Origin of the sequence: Empedobacter sp. GD03739 (assembly GCF_029843245.1) — a bacterium.
In the GTDB taxonomy this organism is placed as follows: Bacteria; Bacteroidota; Bacteroidia; order Flavobacteriales; family Weeksellaceae; genus Empedobacter; species Empedobacter falsenii_B.
Genome location: NZ_JAOCHX010000044.1, coordinates 1 through 24672, shown reverse-complemented (window position 1 = coordinate 24672; position 24672 = coordinate 1). Strand labels below are relative to the sequence as shown.

The 24672-nt window shown below is 30.3% G+C and carries 23 protein-coding genes; 9 read left to right on the top strand and 14 right to left on the bottom strand.

Going from position 1 to position 24672, the window contains the following annotated elements; genetic code table 11:
* Positions 1-127 precede the first annotated feature (127 nt).
* The 3 genes from N5E64_RS12795 to N5E64_RS12785 form a co-directional block, all read right to left on the bottom strand.
* Positions 128-694: an NADPH-dependent FMN reductase gene (locus tag N5E64_RS12795; RefSeq protein ID WP_260391945.1), complete on the bottom strand. Its 567-nt coding sequence runs from the start codon at positions 692-694 to the stop codon at positions 128-130.
* Between the two features lie 69 nt (positions 695-763).
* Positions 764-1291 carry an NADPH-dependent FMN reductase gene (locus N5E64_RS12790; protein WP_221855853.1) on the bottom strand — a complete coding sequence of 176 codons (528 nt, stop codon included), beginning with the start codon at positions 1289-1291 and terminating at the stop codon, positions 764-766.
* A gap of 15 nt (positions 1292-1306) precedes the next feature.
* Positions 1307-2119: an AraC family transcriptional regulator gene (locus N5E64_RS12785; RefSeq protein WP_038336064.1), complete on the bottom strand. Its 813-nt coding sequence runs from the start codon at positions 2117-2119 to the stop codon at positions 1307-1309.
* Positions 2120-2280: 161 nt separating this feature from the next.
* Here N5E64_RS12785 and N5E64_RS12780 point away from each other — a divergent pair, with 161 nt between their 5' ends.
* The 4 genes from N5E64_RS12780 to N5E64_RS12765 all read left to right on the top strand — a co-directional run bounded on the left by N5E64_RS12780 (position 2281) and on the right by N5E64_RS12765 (position 8310).
* On the top strand, positions 2281-3612 hold the full coding sequence (locus tag N5E64_RS12780) for a TolC family protein (protein WP_260391946.1): 1332 nt from the start codon (positions 2281-2283) through the stop codon (positions 3610-3612).
* 2 nt (positions 3613-3614) lie between these two features.
* The gene (locus tag N5E64_RS12775; protein WP_280037837.1) at positions 3615-4661 is read left to right on the top strand and encodes an HlyD family secretion protein; all 1047 of its coding nucleotides are present in this window, start codon (positions 3615-3617) and stop codon (positions 4659-4661) included.
* Between the two features lie 4 nt (positions 4662-4665).
* The gene (locus N5E64_RS12770; RefSeq protein ID WP_280037836.1) at positions 4666-6228 is read left to right on the top strand and encodes a hypothetical protein; all 1563 of its coding nucleotides are present in this window, start codon (positions 4666-4668) and stop codon (positions 6226-6228) included.
* 495 nt (positions 6229-6723) lie between these two features.
* On the top strand, positions 6724-8310 hold the full coding sequence (locus N5E64_RS12765) for a hypothetical protein (protein WP_125349254.1): 1587 nt from the start codon (positions 6724-6726) through the stop codon (positions 8308-8310).
* On the opposite strand, the gene N5E64_RS12760 is transcribed toward N5E64_RS12765, so the two are convergent.
* The 9 genes from N5E64_RS12760 to N5E64_RS12720 form a co-directional block, all read right to left on the bottom strand.
* Positions 8304-8567, bottom strand: coding sequence for a hypothetical protein (locus N5E64_RS12760; RefSeq protein ID WP_115001096.1), 264 nt, complete (start codon positions 8565-8567; stop codon positions 8304-8306). The genes N5E64_RS12765 and N5E64_RS12760 overlap by 7 nt on opposite strands.
* A 101-nt stretch (positions 8568-8668) precedes the next feature.
* Positions 8669-9373 carry a formyltransferase family protein gene (locus tag N5E64_RS12755; protein WP_280037834.1) on the bottom strand — a complete coding sequence of 235 codons (705 nt, stop codon included), beginning with the start codon at positions 9371-9373 and terminating at the stop codon, positions 8669-8671.
* A gap of 2 nt (positions 9374-9375) precedes the next feature.
* Positions 9376-10230: a BadF/BadG/BcrA/BcrD ATPase family protein gene (locus N5E64_RS12750; protein WP_219034489.1), complete on the bottom strand. Its 855-nt coding sequence runs from the start codon at positions 10228-10230 to the stop codon at positions 9376-9378.
* Positions 10231-10330: 100 nt separating this feature from the next.
* On the bottom strand, positions 10331-10780 hold the full coding sequence (locus N5E64_RS12745) for a DUF4625 domain-containing protein (RefSeq protein ID WP_280037833.1): 450 nt from the start codon (positions 10778-10780) through the stop codon (positions 10331-10333).
* Between the two features lie 53 nt (positions 10781-10833).
* Positions 10834-11151: a hypothetical protein gene (locus N5E64_RS12740; protein WP_038337229.1), complete on the bottom strand. Its 318-nt coding sequence runs from the start codon at positions 11149-11151 to the stop codon at positions 10834-10836.
* A gap of 7 nt (positions 11152-11158) precedes the next feature.
* The gene (locus tag N5E64_RS12735) at positions 11159-13543 is read right to left on the bottom strand and encodes a TonB-dependent receptor domain-containing protein (protein WP_280037831.1); all 2385 of its coding nucleotides are present in this window, start codon (positions 13541-13543) and stop codon (positions 11159-11161) included.
* A gap of 50 nt (positions 13544-13593) precedes the next feature.
* Positions 13594-13905, bottom strand: coding sequence for a hypothetical protein (locus N5E64_RS12730; RefSeq protein ID WP_038337225.1), 312 nt, complete (start codon positions 13903-13905; stop codon positions 13594-13596).
* Positions 13906-13926: 21 nt separating this feature from the next.
* Positions 13927-14568, bottom strand: a complete 642-nt coding sequence (locus N5E64_RS12725) for a hypothetical protein (protein WP_115001090.1) — start codon at positions 14566-14568, stop codon at positions 13927-13929.
* Positions 14568-15068 carry an RNA polymerase sigma factor gene (locus N5E64_RS12720; protein WP_038337221.1) on the bottom strand — a complete coding sequence of 167 codons (501 nt, stop codon included), beginning with the start codon at positions 15066-15068 and terminating at the stop codon, positions 14568-14570. The genes N5E64_RS12725 and N5E64_RS12720 overlap by 1 nt, the downstream gene beginning before the upstream one ends.
* Positions 15069-15394: 326 nt before the next feature.
* Between N5E64_RS12720 and N5E64_RS12715 the strand changes: the two genes are divergently transcribed.
* The 3 genes from N5E64_RS12715 to N5E64_RS12705 are packed head-to-tail and all read left to right on the top strand — an operon-like array spanning position 15395 to position 18948.
* Entirely contained in the window at positions 15395-16087 is a 693-nt protein-coding gene (locus tag N5E64_RS12715; RefSeq protein WP_125349257.1) for a succinate dehydrogenase cytochrome b subunit, read from the top strand.
* A 17-nt stretch (positions 16088-16104) separates the two neighbouring features.
* On the top strand, positions 16105-18117 hold the full coding sequence (locus N5E64_RS12710; protein ID WP_125349258.1) for a fumarate reductase/succinate dehydrogenase flavoprotein subunit: 2013 nt from the start codon (positions 16105-16107) through the stop codon (positions 18115-18117).
* Positions 18118-18177: 60 nt separating this feature from the next.
* On the top strand, positions 18178-18948 hold the full coding sequence (locus N5E64_RS12705) for a succinate dehydrogenase/fumarate reductase iron-sulfur subunit (RefSeq protein ID WP_038337216.1): 771 nt from the start codon (positions 18178-18180) through the stop codon (positions 18946-18948).
* A 640-nt stretch (positions 18949-19588) separates the two neighbouring features.
* Here N5E64_RS12705 and htpG read toward each other — a convergent pair.
* Positions 19589-21466: a molecular chaperone HtpG gene (gene htpG, locus N5E64_RS12700; protein ID WP_115001086.1), complete on the bottom strand. Its 1878-nt coding sequence runs from the start codon at positions 21464-21466 to the stop codon at positions 19589-19591.
* A gap of 210 nt (positions 21467-21676) precedes the next feature.
* Between htpG and N5E64_RS12695 the strand changes: the two genes are divergently transcribed.
* Positions 21677-22528, top strand: coding sequence for a DUF72 domain-containing protein (locus N5E64_RS12695; RefSeq protein WP_280037828.1), 852 nt, complete (start codon positions 21677-21679; stop codon positions 22526-22528).
* A 36-nt stretch (positions 22529-22564) separates the two neighbouring features.
* Positions 22565-24064, top strand: coding sequence for a DUF6770 family protein (locus N5E64_RS12690; RefSeq protein ID WP_115001084.1), 1500 nt, complete (start codon positions 22565-22567; stop codon positions 24062-24064).
* Between the two features lie 13 nt (positions 24065-24077).
* On the opposite strand, the gene N5E64_RS12685 is transcribed toward N5E64_RS12690, so the two are convergent.
* A partial coding sequence (locus tag N5E64_RS12685) for a hypothetical protein (protein WP_280037827.1) occupies positions 24078-24672 on the bottom strand: 595 nt, incomplete at its 5' end.

Below are 24672 nucleotides of genomic sequence, written 5' to 3'. Positions count from 1 at the left end.
GATGTTATTAAGTTAAATGATAAACAAAACAAATCTGGTTCAATCTTAATTAAAAATAGATAATAAACTGATAACAAAAAAAAGGTCTTTCGAACGAAAGACCTTTTTTTAATACATACATTTTCAATTAAGCTTCAACAATAGTTAAAGCTTCTTGAAAGATACTAACTTGCGCTAATACTTTATTTTTTAATTCTTCATTTACAATTTCGTTATTTTGGAAATTATCGTTGAAAGATGGGAAAGTTGTGCTTGCTACAATTTCTCCGCTTGCAAACATTCCAAAATATTTTGTTGCAACTTCCATTACATTTCCTCCACCATAAGCACCTGGAGATGTACTTAATAACAACAATTTTTTATCTTTCAAATATGGCATTTCGATACGAGAAACCCAATCCAAAATATTTTTTAATGCAACAGAAAAGTTTCCATTATGTTCTGCCAAAGAAATTACAACACCTTCTGCATCTTTGATTTTATTGTAAAAATCCTGCGCTTCTTGTGGAAATCCATTTTCTAATTGACGGTCAATAGAATAGATAGGCATCTCGAAATCATTGATGTCAACTAAATCGATTTCTGCATTTTCGATTTGATTTAATGTATAATTTAATAATTCTTTATTGATTGATTTTTTGCTGTTACTACCAGCGAAAGCTAAAATTTTCATATTCTTATTGAGTATTTTCATTTTTGATGAAGCAAAGTTATTGCAAGCAACCATAAATTTTATTGACCTATGTTAGGAAAAGATAAAAACTTATATTTTTTTTCTAAATTCATCAATTTTAAGAATCAATTCTCTGTTTAATTCTTCATTAGTGATTTTATCTTCTGCAAAATTTTCGTTGAATTTAGGCAAAGAGAAATCGACTAAAATGTCACCTCCCAATTTTGTAATTAATTTAGAACCTATTTCTAAAGAGTTTTTTGCTCCATAACCACCAGGAGATGTACTCATAACGAAGACCTTTTTTCCTTCAAGAAATTTATAATTAATTCTTGAGCACCAATCCATATAGCTTTTAAAAACTGCTGTAATGCAAGCATTATGTTCTGCTAATGAAATAAGTAAAATATCAGAATCAACAAGTTTTTGATAAAATCGTTTTACTTCATCAGAAAAACCTTGTTCTTTTTCTATATCAATATCAAAAGTAGGAATATCAAAGTCATCTAAATCTAAAATCTCAATTTGATCTTTGTTTAATAAAGAAGAAGCATAAGTTACGAGTTGTTTATTGATAGAAGTAGAGCTGTTACTTCCGGCAAAAGCTTTAATAATCATAGTTTTTATCTTAAGTTATTGTTTTTTTGTGTGTAATAATTGCGCATATTCTGTTGGTCGAATTCCTGAAACTTTCTGAAAAATATTACTGAAAGATGACAACGAATTATAACCAACTAACATTGCGATTTCGTACATATTGTATTTATTTTCAGCAATCAATTCCAATGATTTTGTGATACGTAATGCGCGTAAAAATCGAACATAATTAATTCCCATATTATCTTTGAATTTTCGAGATAATGTTCGCGTGCTCAAACCAAATTGTTGCGCAACTTCATCTATTGTATAGTTTTTCTCGATATTTTTCATCAGAAATCGAGCAATATCAATCAGTTTCTGATCTTTTGGAAATGGATGCTGAATAAAAGCAGGTAATTTGTTCGATTCCATTTCGGGTAGAATAGATCGTATGGCTTTTACAAAATCATATTTTGCAGGATCTTTTTCCGAAATTGATCCACTCCAATTTTTGGTGTACAAAATCATTTCCCTTAACAACTCATTCGTGTAATAAATATTTGTAATCGAATAAAAATCGTTTTCTTCTTTTTCGGTCTTGAAATAAAAGTTATACAAATCGCCTGTTTTACTATTCGTTAAGATAGAATGTGGCGTATTTGCAGGAATCCACATAAAACAACGCGCAGGCAAATACCAATGTTTGTCGTTTACAAAAACATGTACAATTCCGCCTTCTGCATATAATAATTGTGCTTTTTTGTGTTCATGTACGCGCGTTCCTATCGTATCTAAATGTGCATGTTGTATGTAAAAATGGACTTTAGATTTGTCAACTTCGTTAAAAAAAAACTGATCAAACAACATTGTTTTATACTTTTATAAAGTGAAATATTTTTGCTTTTGCAAATTACTTTATTTTGGCGTAAATGAGCAAATTATTTTCTTTTTTTATCAAGAGGGTAAAGGTGTTTTGAATGTAACTTTGCATCACTAAAAATCAATAACAGACTTATAAATAATACAAAATGATATTTAAATTCGTTAAATATCAGTTGCTTACATTGTTGTTAATGCTGAGTGGGTTGAGTTATGCTCAAAATGAAATAGACTATAACCAACTGAAATTAAGCAAAGCAATTGAAATTGGACTTCAAAATAATAAAAAATTACAAATTAGCGCTTTAAAAACTAATATTGCTGAATTAAAAGAGAAAGATCTTAAAAATGAGAAATTGCCAGATGTAGACTTTCATACTGGTTTTCATGTTTTGAGTAATTTACGCCAATATGAAGACGGTTTTCTAAAACCTTCTACAAAATATGCTGTTCCTCGAGTGAAATACGATTTTACACTTTCGGCAGAAATTCCAATTTATTTAGGTGGTAAATTAAAAAATGATGAGAAAAAATCTGAAATAGAAACTAATATTTCGAAACTGCAAGTTCGAAAAGATGAACGAGAATTGAGAATGCAAATCATCACAGCTTATTTACAAGCGTTGCATTTGCAAGAACAACAAAAGTTAATTTCAGATAAAATGAGAGAAGATTCGGTTGTGATTAAACAAACAGAATCCTTGAAAAAAAATGGTTTGGTAACCTACAACGAAGTCTTGAGAACAGAATTGCAATTGTCAAATCATAAAATGTCTTTTACAGAATTGGCGAATGAAATTTCGATTATTGAACATCAAATCAAAACAATTTTAGCCTTACCAGAAAATCAAGAAATGCATATTGACACCAATGATTTGTTTACAAATGAAGAGCATTTGGGTTTGGTTGATGAAATGATTTTGGAAGCAATAGATCAAAGTGAAAGCTTGAAAATTGCGAAAGATGATTTGAATTTGAAAGAAATTGATAAGAAAATTACCAAAGCTAATACATTACCAAAAATAACTGCTGGAGCGGAATATGGATATAATTATCCAAACTTTATGTTTTTTCCACCAGAAGAATATTTGTACAGATTTGGTTCTGTTGGTGTAAATGTTTCGATTCCGTTGAGTAATTTTTTCAAGAATAAACAAAAAATGCAAATCGCAGATCGTAACATTTCAATTGCAAAATTAGAAATAGAAGAGAAAGAAGAACAAATTCGACATGATGTTTTTGCAGCGAATAAACGATTAGAAGAATCGATCGATAAAATAAAAATTGCGGAAGAAGCAATTGGTCAAGCCAAAGAAAATTATCGAATTGTTAGAACAAAATACATCAACAAATTGAGTTTGATTACAGAACTTATCGATGCGGATAACGCTTATTTAGAAGCTCAATCGAATTTGATTTCATTGCAAATTAACAAACAATTAAAATACTATCAATTACAATACATTTTAGGAAACTTATAAAAATGGGAAAACAACAGACAAAAGGAGAAAAACGAATGAATAGAACGCTTTCTGCGATTGCTTGGATTTTTATTATCATAGGAATCACTGCAGTAGCTTGGTTTTATTTCTTTTCGAGTTCACATGTCAATACAAATGACGCGCAAGTGCGACAATATATTACGCCAGTTTCGAGTAAAGTTTCTGGTTTTATCAAAAAAGTAAATTTCGAAGAAAATCAATTTGTACACAAAGGTGATACGCTTGTTGTGATTGACAATAGAGAATTTCAGAACCAGATTGATATTGCAGAAGCAAATTTAGAATCGACTTCGCAATCTGTTTTAACATACGAAAAAGCGGTAGATACAAAATCGAGTGATGTTAATATTGTTAATGCAAATATAGAAGCTGCTAAAATAGAGGTTTGGAGAACTGAAAAAGATTATAATCGTTTCAAAAATTTAGTGCAAGAAGATGCTGCAACCGTGCAACAGTTTGAAGAAGTTGAAGCAAAATATAAACAAGCAAAAGCAAGTTTGAGTGCTTTGGAACAACAACGTAATGCCGTGAATGTTAGTGCGTCTGCCGAACAAACAAAAGTTGCGCCTGCAAAAACTCAAATTTTACAACGAAAAGCCCAATTGAACGATGCTAAACTTATACTCTCATATACTTATGTTGTAGCACCTTATGATGGTTGGGTTGGAACAAAAAATATACAAGAAGGTCAGTTAATAAAAGAAGGACAAGCCTTGGTGCAAGTGGTTTCGAAAGAGAAATGGATTGTTGCGAATTTTAAAGAAACGCAAATTGGAGAAATCGATTTGGATCAACCTGTTATTATAAAAGCTGATGCCTACAAATACATTGAGTTTGAAGGGAAAATTGAATCACTGTCGCCAGCTTCTGGATCTGAGTTTGCTTTGATTAAACCTGATAATGCTACAGGAAACTTCGTGAAAATTGAACAACGTTTTCCTGTAAAAATAATTCTGAAAGAGTCTAAAAACAACGAAAAATTACGTACCGGAATGAATGTAAATGTTTCCGCAGAAAAAGTAAATTAAATAAATGTCACAACAAAATTCAATATTCAATAAATGGGTTCCGCAAAAATTGGTTGTGCCAATTTTTATCCTTGCGCTATTTCCACACTTGATGATTTTGACGATATTCAACATGAATAGTATGTTTACAGCATCATTTTTGGATTTGGAGGTCGACGATTTGCAGTTCCTTTTTTCGATGGCGTATGCCACTATTGTTTGTGGCTTATTTATTCACGTTCGATTTTTTCACTTTTTCAATATCAGAAGTTATTTGCTAACAATGACCATGCTCAACATTTTGGTATTGTTTGGAATGACATTGACGACAAATACAGAATTGATTTTGATTCTGCGTTTCATTCAAGGACCTTTATCGCTTTTCGAAGGTTGTATTTTGTTACCAATCATTATGTCGAATATTAAAAGTGAACATTCAAAATTGATTGCTTATTCGTTTTTGTACGGCGTAATGTTAACAGGAGATAAATTCACGACTTCTATTGTGAAGTTTGCGATTGAGAATTATAACCACAATATGATGGTGTATACGATTATGAGTTTTCATGTTGTTGCATTAATTATTTATGTATTTTTCTTTAATCACAACAGAATGTTTCCTAAAAAACCATTGTATCAATTAAATTTAGGAGGAATTTTTTTGATGATTATTTCCCTAATTTCTGGTGCATTTTTCTTGATTTACGGAAAAAAATATTATTGGTTCGAATCGCCAATTATTATCATAGCATTTGCATCAACACTCGTTTTTAGTGGTTTATTTTTATTGCATCAAAAAACAGCCAAACGACCTTTGTTCCATTTTGAGATTTTCAAATCAGAACGTGTCATTTTAGGAATATTAATGTTTTTTGTTTTCTATACTCTGCGTGCTGGGATGAGCAATATTTACCAAGTTATGTCGACAGTTTGGAAATGGCAATGGGAATATGTGTTGCAGATTCAATATTTTAATGTGGCAGGTTCTATCATTGGTGTTGTATTTTCATTTTTTATGGTTAAGAATAAAGTTGATTTCAGAAAAATATTTTTTCTTGGATTTGTACTTTTAGCCATGAGCATGTTGTGGTTTAGTTACTTGTTTTATCCAGATACAAAAGTCGAGGCAATAGCGCCAACGTTGATGTTAGAAGGAATTGCGCAAGGTGTTATTTTTACGCCATTAGTGTTGTATATTACAGGTTCTGTACATCCTTCTATTACTGGTAGTGCGGCGCAAGCAGGTACGGCGATTCGTTTTTGGACGACAACAATTGGTTTTTCGCTGATGCAAAATGCAATTTTATACTTGACGACTAAACATCAATTTTTGATGACCAAAAATTTAGACAAAACGAGTCCGATTTTCCAACAACAATGGAATAATTTGTTCAATAAAAATATTGCGAGTCATCTTCCAAACGAAGCAGAAAGTATTACTGCCGCAGCTTTAAAAGCAAAATTGTATAACCAAGCTTTGTTGGTTAGTAATATTGAAATTTTCCGAACATTGTTTGTTGTGGGAATTATCGCTGCGATTTTTGTAATTCTTTATCAACCGATAAAAAATAGACTTTTACATCGTTAAAATAATTTTTATATATTACTTTTTTATTTAATTGGCGTATTTGATTTAATAGAATCAAGTACGTTTTTTTTATAACAAATTTTTAAAAATGAATATTTTATCAAAATTATCCTGTAGAAAGGTGATATTTTAAAGTTTTTTAAATTTATAAATGGCTTAAATGAACAAATTTTATTCTCAAATAATCAACTTGTTTTTATGCGCTAGCACTTACTTTTGCCATCAAAATAAATCAAACGAAAAATGATTAATTGTTTTAATAAATATTAGTTGTATTTTATTGATTTTAAATTTGTTATATTTTTATAAAAATAAATCATCGTATTTTAACGATTTATTATTCAGAATCACATTTTAGCCTTTTGACTTTTCTCAGGCAGCTTCCTTTTTTTACTTTTTAGGTAAGATAATCACGAAATCAATAAAATATTTTTAATTAGACAAACTTTCGAATGAATGTTTTGAACTTGATTGTAAAAGTGAATAAATAACTCAATGCACAATCAACATCCCATTTTCAAGAAATGGATACCAGAAAAATTGGTGCTTCCAATTCTCATTGCCGCGTTGATTCCGCATGTGATGATTCTCTCACTTTTCAATATGAATAGTATATTTACAGCTTCATTTCTAGATGTTGATGTAGACGATTTACAATTCATTTTTTCTTTGGCTTACGCTACAATTGTTTGTGGACTTTTTATTAACGAACGGCTTTTTCAGTTCTTTAATATTCGTTCTTATTTATTGTCTATGACTATTATCAATATTGTATTAATGTTAATAATTTCGTTGACAACAAATACGCAATTGATTTATTTACTTCGTGTGATACAAGGGACAACATCTTATCTCGAAGGATGTATTATTGTTCCGCTAATTATGTCGCGTATAAAAGGCGAATATGGACGATTATTAGGAAATACTTTTTTGTATGGATTTATGATGACGGCTGATAAATACACGACTTCTATTGTAAAATTTGCCATCGAAAATTATAATTTCAATATGGTGATTTATACTGTCATCTTTTTTCATGTTTTATCATTATTGATTTATGTTTTTCTCTTTAGTCATGGTAGATTGTATCCCAAAAAACCATTGTATCAGTTAAATTTGGCGGGTTATTTTTTGATGATGATGTCATTAATAGCAGGAGCTTTTTTATTGATTTATGGTAAAAGATATTATTGGTTCGAATCGCTTTATATCGTTATTGCGTTTGCTGCAATGTTTATTTTTTCAGGCTTATTTATTTTGCAACAATTAACGTCTAAAAAACCGATTTTTCATTTCGAGATTCTTCGTTCCGAAAGAGTTATTGTAGGTATGTTGTTGTTTTTTACATTTTATATTTTCAAATCGAGTATGAGTAACATTTATCAAGTTATGAATGTTGTTTGGAAATGGAATTGGGAGTTTGTTTTGCAAATACAATATTATAATTGTGCCGGAATTTATATCGGAGCATTGTTTGCTTATTACATCATTACACAATTTCAAACGCAATATAAGTATGTGTTTTTTGGAGGTTTTTTTTGTTTAACGTTTGCTATGTTGTGGTTTAGTTACATTTTGGTTCCAGATACTCGTCCGAATGCAGTTATTCCGCCATTGTTGATGGAAGGAATGGGACAAGGAATGTTGTTTGCGCCAATTTTGCAATATATGGTATGTTCTGTACATGCTAATTTTTCTATGAATACCATGCAAGCAGCAGTTGCAATGCGTTATTGGTCGTCGACAATTAGTTTTTCGATTATGCAAAATGCAATTCTTTTCTTGACGACTAAACATCAATTTTTGATGACGAAAAATTTAGATATTACCAATACGATTTTTCAAGAACAATGGAATAATCTATTCAATAAACACAATACAACTCATTTAGTAAATGAATCTATCAGTTTGACAGCAAGTAATCTGAAATCTCAATTGTATAACCAAGCCTTGTTGATTGCAGATATTCAAATTTTTAGAACTTTATTTTATTTCGGAATTGTAATGATGGTTTTTATTATGATTTATAATCCAATCAAAAATGTTTTACATCTTAGGAAAAAGAGAAAAGAAACTCATTGATTCGCTTTTTTTCTGGTATTGATTTCTGCATTTATTTTCGCTAAACCTGTTATAAGAGGAATAAAAGTTACAGAACATGATAATAAAATAACGAATGTTACATTGATATCATATTTGTTTGTCATCTTCAGAATTAATAAAACGATTGCAATGAGTAATAAAGGAATTTGAATGCTAAGATTAAGTTTATTAACTTTTTTTCTTTTATCATTTAATTCTTCTAATGTTAATTCGCTCAAAGGTTTTTCTTTGTTCATCTTAATTGTTTTATTAAAGATAGTAAAATCAAATTAAAAAATAGATTCAACAAAAAAGCTAACCAATTCGGTTAGCTTTTTAATTTTTTTCTAAAAAATATTTAATCCCTTTTATATTTTTCTTTGTAAGTATCAAATGCTTGCATCAAATTTTCTTCGATAGCTTTTGGCATTCTGCGCGTCGCTTCTAATTCATTTGATGAAAGTGATTTGAATTCTGAAAGTGTTGGTATTAATTCAATCGAATTAACTAACATTTCAATTTCTGTTTCATATTGACGATTAGCCAAAGAATGAAACGTATCATTCCCGTAAACAGGAACATATTGTTGTTCAATCAAAAAACCAGCATCGGCTTCTGTGTCTACAAAATGAGTTGTAACACCAATTTCGACTCCTTTTGTGATTGCCCATTTTAATGAATCTAAACCTCTTGTCAAAGGTAAAAAACCTGGGTGTGTATTGATAATTTTATGATTTTCAACCAATTCATCTGGTAATAATCCTGCACCTGCAATAATTACATATTCAGCTTTATAATCGTTTAATTGATTATTCAACGTTTCAGCAGTTGTTAAATCAAAATTATAACCAAAACTATTACAGTAATCATCTAAATTTACTTGAATCGCTTTACTTGGACGATGTTGATAAATTGGTTTGAACGGATTTTCTCTTTGTACAAAAGGCAATGCAAATATTTTTACATTTTGATAACCTTTAGCTTTTAATCCGTGTAAAACATCTTGTGTTTTGCGATGAGGAGTATTGTAAGAAATTACTGCTATTTTTGGTTGAGTTGCCATGATTATTTAATCAAATACTTTTTGTGATAATCAACAACGTTATCAATTGGTTTTCTAATAATATGACCAACTGTTAAGTGATATTCTGCCGCAACTGAACGAATAACATCTTCGTAAATATGAGCAATTGAGCCAATGAAATTTAATTCAGAATGACGAGCTTCTTCGTAAGGCATAATTTGATATTCGATAAAAGAAGACATTGCATCATAAATAATTTTCTGAATAAATGGATCATTTTTATGTTCGACGACAAATTTATTGAAAGATGCTAAATATGTGTTTGCAAATTTATTTTGGTACACATTTTTATTTAACTCATCTACTGATAATTTATAATAATCATCAAAAGCTTTGGCTAAATGTGGAGGCATTTTTTTTGTGTAAAAAGCGCGTAATACACGTTTTCCTAAGTCATTTCCAGAACCTTCGTCACCTAAGATATAAGCTAAAGATTTTGTTTCTTCGCGCATTGATGTTCCATCGAAATAACAAGAATTAGAACCTGTTCCTAATATACAAACCATTGCAGGTTTTCCCATATAAGTTGCGTAACAAGCAGCTAATAAATCATGGTCTACGACAAATTCTGCATTTGTAAAGAAATTCTCTAAACCTTCTTTAACAACAGCATGCATTGCTTCGCTGGAAGTTCCTGCACCATAAAAAAAGACTTTTGTAAAATCATTTGCAACAGGTGCAAAATCTTCATTTTTTTGTAATTCAGTCGTAATATCTTCTGATGTTACAAAATACGGATTAAATCCGATTGTACTTGTTCTAAAAACTTCATTAAGGTCACTATCTAAAATTACCCAATCCGTTTTAGTAGAACCGCTATCTGCTATTGCAATCATTTTTTTGTTTTGATATAATTGAGGAGTGCTAAAATAACATTCTTTTAACAATGCGCATAAAAAAAAGCCTGAAATTTCAGGCTTTTTATATAAAAAAAAATTAATGATCGTGGCTATGGTCAACTATATCGATTTCGATGTATGTTTCGGATTGATTTCCTGCTTTATCAATTAAAATTAATCCTAAGTGATAATGTCCTTCCGTAATTCCTTCTGTAGGAATATTTACTTTATGACTTAATGTGTGCTCAGTTTTTCCTGCTGGAATAGCTTCTTCTGCATCATACGTCCAATTAACATTTGCTGTTCTGTGTTGATGACCATCTTCTGCGGAATGAATTTCAATTTTTACCGTTCCCAATTCTACATTGTCTTTCAAAATAGCATCAATTGAGATGGTTTCGCCTAAATGAAATTCATCGTGGTCTTTAGGTGCAATCAAATTAATTTCAGGTTTTGTTGTATCTAATGAAGAATCATCTGATGAACAAGATGTAATGAATAATGCTGATAATGTTATAAATGAATAGTTTAAAATTGAATTTTTCATTGTTTTATTTTTTTTGAATTGAATATTATTTTTTTAAGATTTTGGTTGATTTATTAATAAACAAAATCCTGAGGCGGACCTCGTGTAAAATGATATTCAATTGTAGAATGTTTAATTTTTTCTACTTGTTCAAAACTTTCTTTACTGTAAAATTCTTCGTTCGGTTTTGATTCTATTTTTGGTTCATCATGCGTGTCAATAAAGACAGAGTAATAGGTGAAATGATTACATTGATGATGAATAATTTCTTTCTTTTGATTCGAAAAATCTTGTGAATGATCGATTAAAGAAAAATGTAATTGATTAAAAGTTGGAATCGAAAAAAGAATAATACTAAAGAAAAGTCCAAAAATAGGATGTTTCTTTTTCATGTATCAACTATTTTCCGAACGGAATTCCTAACATAATTTGTATGTTTCGAGCTTGTTCTGGTAATTGCAATGCACGATAAAAACTGGTGTGATTGTAATAGTTTTTATTGAATAAATTAGAAACCTGAACACTTAAATTTGCACTAAAATTATTGAATTTAAGTTTCGTTTTTCCTCCAATTCCAACCAAGAAATAACTTGGAGTGATATCTTCATTTTGTGCAATTTTATCTTGCTCAAATGTATATTTTCCATTTGCAAAAAAGCTCAAACCTTCTAAAAATGCAATATTTTGATTGATTTTATAATTAATTTGTCCAAATAAATTATTTGCAGGAGTGAAAGGAAGATAATTTCCGAATTTTTTATTTTCCGTAATTTGTCGATTGTATAAATATTCGTACACAAGATTTGCATCAAAATTTTCGTTGATTTTCTTACGAACTTCAAATTCAAAACCAGTCAACAAAGCTTTGCTTTGTGTATATTGATAAATTTGTCCACCATGAGGAAGAATCGAAAATTGTCCCGAAGGTTTTAAGAAAATATAATTGCTGAAATAATATAAATACGGACTTAGCGAAATATTCCAATCATTTTTGTGAAAAACAGATTTGAAATCTACAGCAATTCCTTTTTCTATATCAAGATTTTCGTCACCTCGTTCATGTCTAAAACTACCGTGATGAATTCCGTTAGAACCCAATTCTATAGCGGTTGGTAAACGGAAATTTGTTCCAACATTCAAGTTGAAATCCCATAAATCATTTGGTTGAAAAGTTGCACCAATCATTCCGTTTAAATTACTGAAATTACGATCAATAGATTTGCTACGATTTGCATAATAATCTGCAATTCCTTCAGAATTTCCTTTTTCAATCAAATAATTGTACAGAAAATCATCAAAATAACCTTCTGATTTGAACGTTGAATAATCGTAACGTAAACCAGCTGTAACTTTCCACTTATTTCCTTTTTTGAATTCTTCAATCAAAAATCCACTAAAAATATTTCGATCATATTTTGGCAATAAATAATTGTAACCCGCAATATTATTGGCTTGCAATTGTGCTTGTGCACCGATTATTGTTTTGAAATTTTTGCTATGATTATGTTCAAATTTTAATTGAGAATCATAAGTAGAAAGATTAAAATCTAATTCTAAATCAGGATTTTTTGTTGGAGCGGGTTGATTCGCATAATGAGTGTGAAACGAACTAACTTCTTGGCGACGATTGTTTTGATAACTTGCCAAAAATTTTAAAACATCTTTTGAATTTAAACGAAATTCATTTTCGGAAATCACTTTAAAATGATTAACTTTTTGATAAGGAAATTCGATATTTCTATAATTTCCATCATCTTGAAGCCTATCTACAGAAGGAATTCCGTGCGAACCAGGAAAAAAACCAATTTTTTGATTAACATTAGAAACCGTTAAAATTGAACGAAATTTTTCGCCAATATAACCTGTTTGTATTTCAGCATTCAAATCTTGTCCAGCCGTATTTTTAACACGTTTATTGTAAATTGGCAAATAGCGATTCAGATAATAAATGCGATCGGTAGTCGTTCTGTAGTCGGCATAATCAGAATACGAACCTTTTATTTTATAGAAAAAATGATCGTTTCGAGATTTTAAATTAAATCCAATTCCGTAATTATCATTAATCGATTGATACAAAGTTTTTGCTTCTCCTGAAAGTGAATGTTTTGCTGGTAAATTGTTATTGTTAATCTTGATAACTCCAGCAATAGCCTCATTTCCGTACTCCAAAGCAGCAGGGCCTTTTATCACTTCGACATCTTCAACATTTAGCGCATCAATCTCCAAACCATGATCGGCTCCCCATTGTTGTCCTTCTTGTTTTACACCATTTTCAGCAACAATTAATCGATTGAAACCAAGTCCACGAATAATTGGTTTTGAAGCTGATGATCCAATTCCAGAAGCATTAACACCTGCAATATTTTCAAGTGATTTGGCTAATGATCCTGCATAGTTTTCTTGAATATAAGATTGATCGACACGATCTACATTAGCTGTTGAAAAATCGTGATGATGCCCTAAAACAGTAACTTCATCTAAATTATATGCTTTGTGAAAAGTAAGTGTAAAAACAAATTTTTGTTGAGAATCAAACGTAATATTTTGAGAAAAAGGTTCGTAACCTTGCTCATCAATTTGAACTTGATAATTTCCTTTGTTTAAATTCTCAATTCTAAATTTTCCTTCGGCATTTGTGTGATATTCTTCGTTGTTGAAGTATACAGTTGCGAAAGGAATTGGTTTTTGATTTTTATCTATAATTTGACCTTCGAAAATGTTTTGTGCAAACACAGTTCCGCACAATAATGTAGCCGCAATACTACATTTTATGTTGATTGACATAAATACAATAATTTAATAACGTTAAAAAAATAAGGTGGTTTTTTCTGAAATTAAATTGCGTAGGGCGGTGCTCGAAGACTTTTTTGAGTAAGTAATACAGCTTGTTTTACACGAGTTGTGTAAAGTGTTTTATCTTTTTGGATAAATGATTGTGACCATTCAAATAACTCAATTTCTGAATCATTTTCTATAAAATGTTGATTGAAATGGCAAATTGTACAGCTATGATCGTGTACGTTAGAGAATTTGTCTTTCAGCTCTTTGTGCTCTTTATTTAGAGCATGATCCAATATATGCGCAGACTGATACACTGTCATAAACAGTGAAATCGTAAGCATAATATATTGGATAAATTTTTTCATTCAGTTTACAAAAATAAGATTTTATTTCATTTCTTTCAACTCTTTCATGTTTTGTTGAAGTTTTCTTAAAAATAAAAAATAAATAATCCCATAATAAACCGTTCCTATAATCACAATAAAAGCAACAGCAGTTATTATTGCAATCCAACCATAAACAGCAGCATTATTCACAATTGGCTGTATATCATGAGCGTGTTTTGCCAAATAAATAGATTGGCCTAATTCGTAATAGAATGGGGCAGAAGAAACAATTAAACTTAAAACGGTGAAAAGAATAAACAAGTTCACCAATCGACGAAATGAAATAATATTTTTCATCAAATCGACTACAGATTGATTAAGATCTATTTTTTTGAAATAACGATAAGCCATCACCAAAAATCCAAACGTAATCACAATACTAAAAACCGAAGCGATCTCGTAATTGTTAATTGTTTTTTCTTCGACTAATGTTTTGACTTCGTTATTAAAAAAATTTTTTCCTGAAATTAAAACATATAAATTGTAGACAAGAAAAAGGATAAATTCGCAAAAAGTGAATATAAATAACCATTTTATTGTCGTTGATGATTTTTTCTTCAACATTTGAAAAATTTGATTTTGATCAAACTTTTCTTCTTCCTTTATGGAACCCCAAATTGATTTTAAGTCATCTAACTCCATTATTGTTCCATTTTAGACATTATTTCTTTTAATTTTATCTTTACTCTGTTCATTTTTACCCGAGCATTAACTTCTGAAATTCCTAAAGTTTCAGCAATATCTTTATAAGGTAAGTCTTCCAAAAATAGCAGTACCAATGCACGTTCTACGTCGTTTAATAATCTAATTGCTGCGTATAAAAGTGTGATACGCTCTTCTAAAAATTCGTCTTTGTCATCAGATTTTAAGTTTAAAAATTGAGCTTCATTAAAATCAGTTTCACTGGATTTTGTTTTTTTTCTAATTAAAGTAATTGCTGTGTTCAAGCTAACACGATACATCCACGTACTAAATTTTGAATCTCCTTTGAAAGAGTCATAAGAGCGCCATAATTGCAAAACTATTTCCTGAAATAAATCGTCATGAGAATCCTTGTCGTCTGTGTAAATACGACAAACTTTATGGATAATTCCCTGATTTTTCTCGACTAATTCAGTAAATATTTTTGCTTTATTATTCAAACTATTATTCTGTTGCTCTTTATTTGTAGTAAAAAAAAGAATAATGTTACAACTAAAAAAATAAAAAATCCTCTTATAGAAATATAAGAGGATTAACCTAACTAACTTAAACCTATGAAAAGTTGTTCTACTTTTCTACTGCAAGTATAGAAATTAATTATTTATTAAGCAATAAAAATTTAGAAAAATTGTTAAAAATGTCTTAATTAACTAAGAATGATTCTAAACTATTGAAATCTGTTAACGAAATGATATAATTCATTGTGATTAGAGCAATGGGATGATTAAATTTGTGGAAATATCTAAAAAATTAAACGAATTGCTTTATGGCAAATGAATCATTACTAAAATCGTCGATTGGTAAGAAGTTCGCGATGGCGCTTTCAGCGTTATTTTTGATCGTGTTCTTGTTACAACATTTCGTGATTAATGCATTATCTGTTATTAATCCGAATGGGTTCAATGAAGTTTCGGCTTTCATGAGTGATAACCCTTTTATCCAATATTTAATGCAGCCTATTTTATTAATTGGTGTTGTATACCACTTTGTAATGGGGTTTGTATTAGAAGCGCAAAACAAGAAAGCGCGTGGACCAGTTGCTTATCAAAAGTATAATGGTGCTGCAAATGCTTCTTGGATGTCAAGAAACATGTTAGTTTCTGGATCTGTAATTTTAATTTTCTTATTATTACACTTGTATGACTTTTGGGTTCCTACAATTACTGATCACTACATTGCTCCAAATCCTGAGTTTGCTCAAGGAAATTACTTTATGGATCATTTAAACCACGTTTTCACATTAGAAGGTGCTTTAAGTTTTGTAAGATTAGTAATTTACATTGTTGCATTTGTATTTTTATCATTACACTTACAACATGGATTTGCATCTGCATTCCAATCTATTGGTGCAAGACACAACAAATACACTCCAGTAATTGTTGCTTTCGGGAAATGGTATTCAATTTTAATTCCAGCAGGTTTCATTATCATCGCTGTTTACCATTTTTTTGTTAAATAATTAAATAATATCAAGAAATGAGTATATTAGATTCAAAATCTCCACAAGGAGATATCGCACAACAATGGAGCGAACACAAAGCACACTTAAACTTAGTGGCTCCAAATAACCGTGATAAAATTGATGTTATTGTTGTAGGTACTGGTTTAGCTGGTGGTTCTGCAGCTGCTACTTTAGCAGAGTTAGGATATAAAGTAAAAGCTTTCTGTTATCAAGATTCACCACGTCGTGCGCACTCTATTGCTGCACAAGGGGGGATAAATGCTGCTAAAAATTATAAAGGAGATAACGACTCTATCTACCGTTTATTTTACGATACAATCAAAGGTGGTGATTACCGCGCTCGTGAGTCTAACGTTTATCGTTTAGCGGAGGTTTCTGGTAATATTATCGACCAATGTGTAATGCAAGGGGTTCCTTTTGCACGTGATTACGGTGGGTTATTAGATAACCGTTCTTTTGGTGGGGTACAAGTATCTCGTACTTTCTATGCGAAAGGTCAAACAGGACAACAATTATTATTAGGAGCTTATTCAGCAATGAATCAGCAAATCCACTTAGGGCACATCCAAATGTACAACCGTCACGAAATGCTAGACATTGTACTTGTAGATGGTAAAGCTCGCGGTATTATTGCTCGTAATTTAATTACAGGTGAAATCGAAAGACATTCTGCTCACGCAGTAGTTATTGCTACTGGTGGTTACGGAAACGTATATTTCTTATCTTCTAATGCAATGGGTTCTAACGTAACTTCTGCATGGAAAATTCACAAAAAAGGTGCTTATTTTGCTAACCCTTGTTATGTACAAATTCACCCAACTTGTATTCCAATCCACGGAACAAATCAATCTAAATTGACTTTAATGTCTGAATCTTTACGTAACTCTGGTCGTATCTGGGTTCCTAAAAAGAAAGAAGATGCTGAAGCAATCCGTGCTGGTAAGAAAAAAGCAGTTGATATCAAAGAAGAAGACAGAGATTACTACTTAGAAAGACGTTATCCTGCATTTGGTAACTTAGTTCCTCGTGACGTTGCATCTCGTGCTGCAAAAGAGCGTTGTGATGCTGGTTATGGTATTGAAGCAAATGAAACTGGAGAAGGAGTTTACTTAGATTTTACAGATGAGATCAAGAAAAAAGGTCGTGAGGTTGCTTTCGCAAACGGAGATCAAAATCCATCAGATGCTGAAATCGAGAAATTAGGTAAAAAATGGATTGAGGAGAAATATGGTAACTTATTCCAAATGTATTGGAAAATTACAGATGAGAATCCATACGAAAATCCAATGCGTATCTATCCAGCAATTCACTACACAATGGGTGGTGTTTGGGTTGACTACAACTTACAATCAACAATTCCTGGATGTTTCGTAGTAGGAGAAGCTAACTTCTCTGATCACGGAGCTAACCGTTTAGGAGCTTCTGCATTAATGCAAGGTTTAGCAGATGGTTATTTCGTATTACCTTATACAATTGCAGATTATTTATCAGCAGATATTCGTACAGGTAAAATTCCTACAAATACGCCAGAATTTGATGAAGCTGAAAAGGCTGTTAAAGACCAAATTCAACATTTCTTAAGCAATAAAGGAACTAAAACTGTAGATAGTTTCCACAAACGTTTAGGAAATATTATGTGGAACAAAGTAGGTATGGCTCGTAATGCTCAAGGTTTAAAAGAAGCGATTGCTGAAATTGCTGCTTTACGTGAAGAATTCTATCGTGATGTAAAAGTTCCTGGTGATGCTAACGAAATGAATACTGAGTTAGAAAAAGCTGGACGTGTAGCTGACTTCTTAGAATTAGGACAGTTAATGGCAATTGATGCTCTTAACCGTAATGAGTCTTGTGGTGGTCACTTCCGTGAGGAGTACCAAACAGAAGAAGGTGAAGCAATGCGTGATGATGAAAACTATACTTATGTTGCCGCTTGGGAATATAAAGGTGATGATATCAACACTGAGGTTTTACACAAAGAGGAATTAAATTACAAATATATCGAGCTTAAAACTCGTAGTTATAAATAATAAAATCATTTTGCTTGATAACAAACTTTCAAGCAAAATGTCAAAATATCATATAGAATTATGGCATCATCAAAAACAATCAGCATCACGCTGAAAATTTGGCGTCAAAAAAACGCTAATGCTCAAGGAAAAATGGAAACATATTCCTTAAAAGATGTTTCTACTGATTCTTCTTTCTTAGAAATGCTTGATTTATTAAACGAGCAATTAATAGAGGAAGGAAAAGAGCCAGTTGCATTCGACCACGACTGTCGTGAAGGTATTTGTGGTATGTGTTCTTTATTCATCAATGGAGAAGCGCACGGACCAGATAGAGGTGTTACAACTTGTCAATTACATATGCGTATGTTCAAAGATGGTGAAACGATTTACATCGAACCATGGAGATCTGCTGCATTCCCAGTAATCAAAGATTTAATTGTAGACCGTTCATCTTTCGACCGTATCCAACAAGCTGGTGGTTACATCTCTGTAAATACATCAGGACGTACAGTAGATGCAAACAATATTCCAGTAAACAAAATGCATGCAGATGAAGCGTTCGACGCTGCAACATGTATTGGTTGTGGAGCTTGTGTTGCAACTTGTAAAAATGGATCTGCAATGTTATTCGTAGGAGCTAAAGTTTCTCAATTCGCATTGTTACCACAAGGACAAGTAGAAGCTGCTCGTCGTGCTCAAAAAATGGTTGCACAAATGGATTTAGAAGGTTTTGGTAACTGTACAAATACAGGAGCTTGTGAAATCGAATGTCCAAAAGGAATTTCTTTAGATAACATTGCACGTATGAACCGTGAGTATTTATCTGCAAAAATTGTATCACAAGAATAATAACATTCTGATATATATTAAAAGAGCGACATGTTTGTCGCTCTTTTTTTGTTATAATAATTGCAAAAAAAAAAAGGATTTCAATCTCTTGAAATCCTTCCCAATGTCAAATTCTTTCTTCTGAATAAGTCCATTGTAACTTGTTCTTTTTAAATGATTATAAAAAAGAATTTTTATAAATAGAACAAATATCTATTGTAAATAATAAATGAAATGTACTCATATATGAGAGACTATTAATCCTATGCAATAACTATGAGCAAAATCGATTTAAAAAGAACGTCTAGGGAAAAAAGGATTTCAATTTCTTGAAATCCTTCCCGAAATTTTTGATAATGATTTGAATTAATTTTCACCTTATTATGAAAATTCTCTGTCGGCTTAAAAATTTCGTTATTTTGTGGAAAAACAACTATTAATTTTAATGTTCTGTTTCAAAACAACTAAAGTATTTTGAAGTCCTGAACGAATAATTATTAATTCCTTGATGTAAAATTAATGACAAAAATCATGTTTTGCAAATTATTTCAGATTAATTTTAAAAGTTTAACACATCAATAAATCTATTTAGAAATAAAAAATCCAGCACATTATGTGCTGGATTTTAAGTTTAAGATTACTAAAATATAGTGTTCTGAGATTATTTAATGTTCTTAAAACTTCTATTGATAAAATTTGTTAATTCTTTACCTTTTAACAAACCTTGCGATAATTTTGCTAGATCTAATGCTTGATTAATCAACGCTTCTTTTTCTTCTTTCGAATCTTTAGCTAAAATTTCTGTTGCTAAATCCGAGTTTGCATTCACAACAACATTATACATTTCAGGGAAATTACCCATTCCAAACATCCCAGCTCCGCCAGAAGCTTGCATATCTTTCATACGACGCATAAATTCTGATTGCGTAATGATGAAAGGTGCATCTGTTCCAGATAAATCTTCTAATTGAATTGTATATGATTTATTGTTGATTGATTCTGTGATTTCAGTTTTCAATTTTTCTTTATCATCATCAGATAATTTGGAAATTTTAACTTCATCTTTTTCAATCAAATTATTGATATGATCCGCATCAACACGAACAAATGTTACATTTTCTTTTGTAGATTCTAACTTCTGAATCAAGTGAGAAGAAATAGGAGAATCTAATAAAATTACTTCGTAACCTTTTTCTTTCGCAATTTGTATGTATTGATCTTGTCCATCAACATCAGACGCATAAAGAATTACTAATTTTCCGTCTTTGTTGGTTTGATTGTCTTTAATCGCAGTATTTAATTCATCCCAAGTAAAATATTTACCATCAACTGTTGGATACAATGCAAATTTGTCAGATTTTTCGAAGAATTTATCTTCCGAAATCATTCCATATTCAATTACAACTTTAATATCGTTCCATTTTTGCTCGTAATCTTCACGATTTTGATTCATTAATGAAGACATTTTATCCGCCACTTTTTTCGTAATATGTGCCGAAATTTTCTTCACAGCTCCATCAGCTTGTAAGTACGAACGCGAAACATTCAATGGAATATCTGGAGAATCTATCACACCACGTAATAACATCAAGAAATCAGGAACAATTCCTTTCACTTCGTCTGTTACAAATACTTGATTTTGGTATAATTGAATACGATCTTTATCAATATTGATGTTGTTTCCTAATTTTGGGAAGAATAAAATTCCAGTCAAATTAAATGGATAATCAACATTTAAGTGAATATGGAATAAAGGTTCTTCGAATTGCATTGGATACAATTCTCTGTAGAAATTTTGATAATCTTCGTCAGACAATTCTGATGGCGCTTTTGTCCAAGCCGGATTTGTATTATTGATAATATCATCAACTTCGATTTCCTCAGGTTTTGCATCTTCTGAAGCATCTTCTGGTAAAGGAAGTGTTTCTTTTTTCGTTCCAAATTTGATCGGAATTGGCATGAATTTATTGTATTTATTCAATAATTCACGGATTTTCCATTCGTCTAAAAACTCTTTCGAGTCTTCTGCAATGTGTAAAACGATTTCAGTTCCACGATCTGTTTTATCCGAATTTTCTAATGTAAATTCAGGAGAACCATCACACGTCCAATGAACTGCAGGCTCGTCTTTATATGATTTTGTTATGATTTCTACTTTATCCGCAACCATAAATGCAGAATAAAAACCTAAACCAAAATGTCCGATAATTCCGTCCGCATCTTGGTGTTGATTGATAAATTCTTCCGCTCCAGAAAACGCCACTTGATTGATGTATTTCTCCACTTCATCAGCTGTCATTCCCAAACCTTGGTCAATAATGTGCAAAGTATTATCGTCTTTATTTATTTTTACTTCAATTTTTGGATTTCCGTATTCTACTTTTGCGTCACCAATACTTGTTAAATGCTTTAATTTCAGGGTTGCGTCAGAAGCATTTGAAATTAATTCACGTAAAAAGATTTCGTGATCGCTGTATAAAAACTTCTTAATTAATGGAAAGATATTCTCTACCGAAACATTAATATTTCCTTTATTCATCGTTATTGTATTTTTATTATTTAATAATTAGTTTTTCTTGTAAATAGTCTAAATCATAAGATTTATTGACGAATTCTAAATTTCAAAAGATATTCCAAATGAAATTTTTCTGACATTTTGTCGTAAAATAGATCATGAGAACTGCTTATAATTGCTTAATTTTCGTTCAAATTTAGAAAGATGAAATTCGGATAAGTAGAAAACCCAGAATTGGTTAATTTTACATTGCCAAAAACGCCAAAAGAAACGATTGATTTGTTGAATAAAGCTGATAAATCAGATAATTTCGAAGTATATGTAGGCTGTGCAAAATGGAATAAGCAAGATTTGAAGAATTTTTATCCGCCTAAAACAAAAGATGAATTGAGTTATTATTCAAAGCAATTTAATAGTATCGAGCTAAATGCGACATATTATCGTTCGCCAAGTAAAGAAAATGTCGAAACTTGGGTAAATAAAACTCCAAAAGATTTTAAATTTTTCCCGAAAATTCCACAAAGTATTAGTCATTATGGACGATTGCAAAATGTGACAGATAAATTGAATCAATATTTGGATGCAGTTGCGTTATTTGAAGAAAAATTAGGAATGATTTTCTTACAAATGCACGAAAATTTTGCTCCAAAAGATTTTGAAAAATTAGAAAATTTCATTCAAAATTTTCCGAAAGGTTATCCGTTAGCTGTAGAACTTCGTCATGAAGATTGGTTTTCGAACGAAGAAAATTTTAATCGATTGGTTTCGTTATTAGAAAAGCATAACATTTCAAATATTATTGTTGATACAGCGGGTAGGAGAGATATGGTGCATATGCGATTGACTTCGAATGAAGCTTTTGTGCGTTTTGTTGGAGCAAATATTCCATCTGATTATGAACGATTAGATGAATGGATTGAAACAATTAAACTTTGGAAAGCAGAAGGTTTGCAGAAATTGTACTTTTTTATTCATCAAAATTTAGAGTTAGAATCGCCAATGTTAGCCAAATATTTTATTAAGAAATTAAACAATGATTTAGATTTAGATATTCGTGGTCCGCAAGATGAATTGACGTTGTTTTAGACGTTTAAGATTATTAGAAATTATTTTAAAAACTATATGAAAAAATTTTTATTTGTACTACTTACATTTATTACTCTCACTTTTTCTTTTGCTCAAGTTCAGAATTTGAAAGAATTGTCAACTGGGGTTTTAGAGCAATCTTCTCGACTTAATGACAACGATGGAAATGTAATTGGATATGCATTCATTTTCAACAAAGGATTAATAAAAGAAGATAAATTTGTTCAATACGAATATGTATTGTTAGACAATAATTTGAACAAAATTACGAATGGAGACTTTGAGCTTCGTAACATTGCAAAGTCAATTTATAGTTTTACAGGAATAGAATTTTTGAAGCAAAAATTGTATATCAATTCAAAATTATACCATGCTAAAAGTTTTGGAGAATATGGAAATATTTTGATGAAGCTTGATTTGAAAACAAATAAAAGTGAAGATGTTATGTTTTATAGAAATGGTAGTTATACTTTGTTTTCTGAAGTTGAAAGTTTTGATAAGATGAAATTTTTAAACACTTCAATGTATTCTGCCAATGTATTTAAAATATATAAAGACGAAAATCAAGTTTATTATGTTGATTTTAAGATTGGTTTCGAAAATCTTTTAGAAAGTATAAATATTTATAACGATAATTATGAGAATACTTTTTCTTATGTAATTGATAAAAAGATGAGAAAAGATGGATATAAATTTGAGTTAGGAACTTTTAAAAATGATCAATTAGTTTTATTGCAAAAAAAGAATGACGAATCTTCTGGATTTAATAAAATAGGAGTGGAAAGATTGTTAACGTATGATTTAGCTGATGGGAAAAATACATCAAATATTGTATATAGTTCAAAAACTAATCGAAACGGAATTTATGTTTTTCCTGAGATGGAAATACAAAATGATAAACTACTTGTAATTGGAGAAATAAAAGAATCTTCAGAATATGCGATTCCATTCTCTAGATTTGGACCAACTATTGGATTGATACGAACAATTTATGATAATGTAGGAAAGCAATTGTTAGAAAAAAGAATTAACTACAGCGAAATATTTTCTGATATTGGTTTTAAAACGTTAAGAGATAATGATGGTTATCGCTATGCTTTGAAAGAATTTTTTAATTATAATGATAATTCGTTTACGGTTTTATTAGAAAAGCAAAAAGGAGATAATAGCTTTACCGTTATTAGATCTACAGATTATATTATCGCTAATTTTGATAGTAATGGGATTTTTAAAAATCATATTGTACTAGAAAAATCGAAACAAAAAATGTTTGATAGTTATCTTTTTTCTCAAGAAAATAAAACTGAAAACGAAGTTTTGTTTTTTTATAGTGAACAAGATAAAAATGATAAAAAAGTTTGGAATTTAATTATCAATAAACTTAAAAATGGCGTGTTAACTCAAGATAAAATGCCTTTCAAAACAAAGGAAACAAGTATGCGTTTTGGTAAAGCTAAATATGGCTATATTTTTATTAGTGAATATAATAAAGATGAGAAAGAAAGCTCAGTTCGAATAGAAAAACTAAATTTATAAAAGGAAAAAGCAACTAATTAGTTGCTTTTTTTGTATAATATTCTCCAATATTTTTTAATTCGTCATTTGTTAAACTCCATAAGAAACTCAGTAACTTTTGCTTATTGATATTTTTGTCATTTGCATCAACTTGAGCAACATATTTATTAAATTTTAATGATTTTCGACCTTCATACAACTTAGTGAAAATTATTCCAATATATTTGTCTAAATCTGTTCTATTCGAATGATTTTGCTTCTCATACATCAACTCCAAAAGTGCTGTTGTATATTCTTCATTGTGAATATAATTTTCGTAATAATTTTGGATTTCTTTTGCTTTAATATTTTCAAATTCTGCCGAAGGAGTTACATTTTGTTTCGTAAAATCTTCTTGAAAATTATTCTGAATCCAATCTAATCGATTTTTCAAATTTGGATGTGTACGAATAGAATCTTTATCAATATATTCAGTAAAATTTAATCCTTCGAACAATGAGTTTTTTTCTATTTTAATCGATTTAGGATTGAATTTTTGTTCAGGCAAATCAAATAAATAAGCATAGATAGAATCATCAAGTATAAATTTATCGCTTTGATCAAATTCTTCAATTTTCTTTAAAAGATGA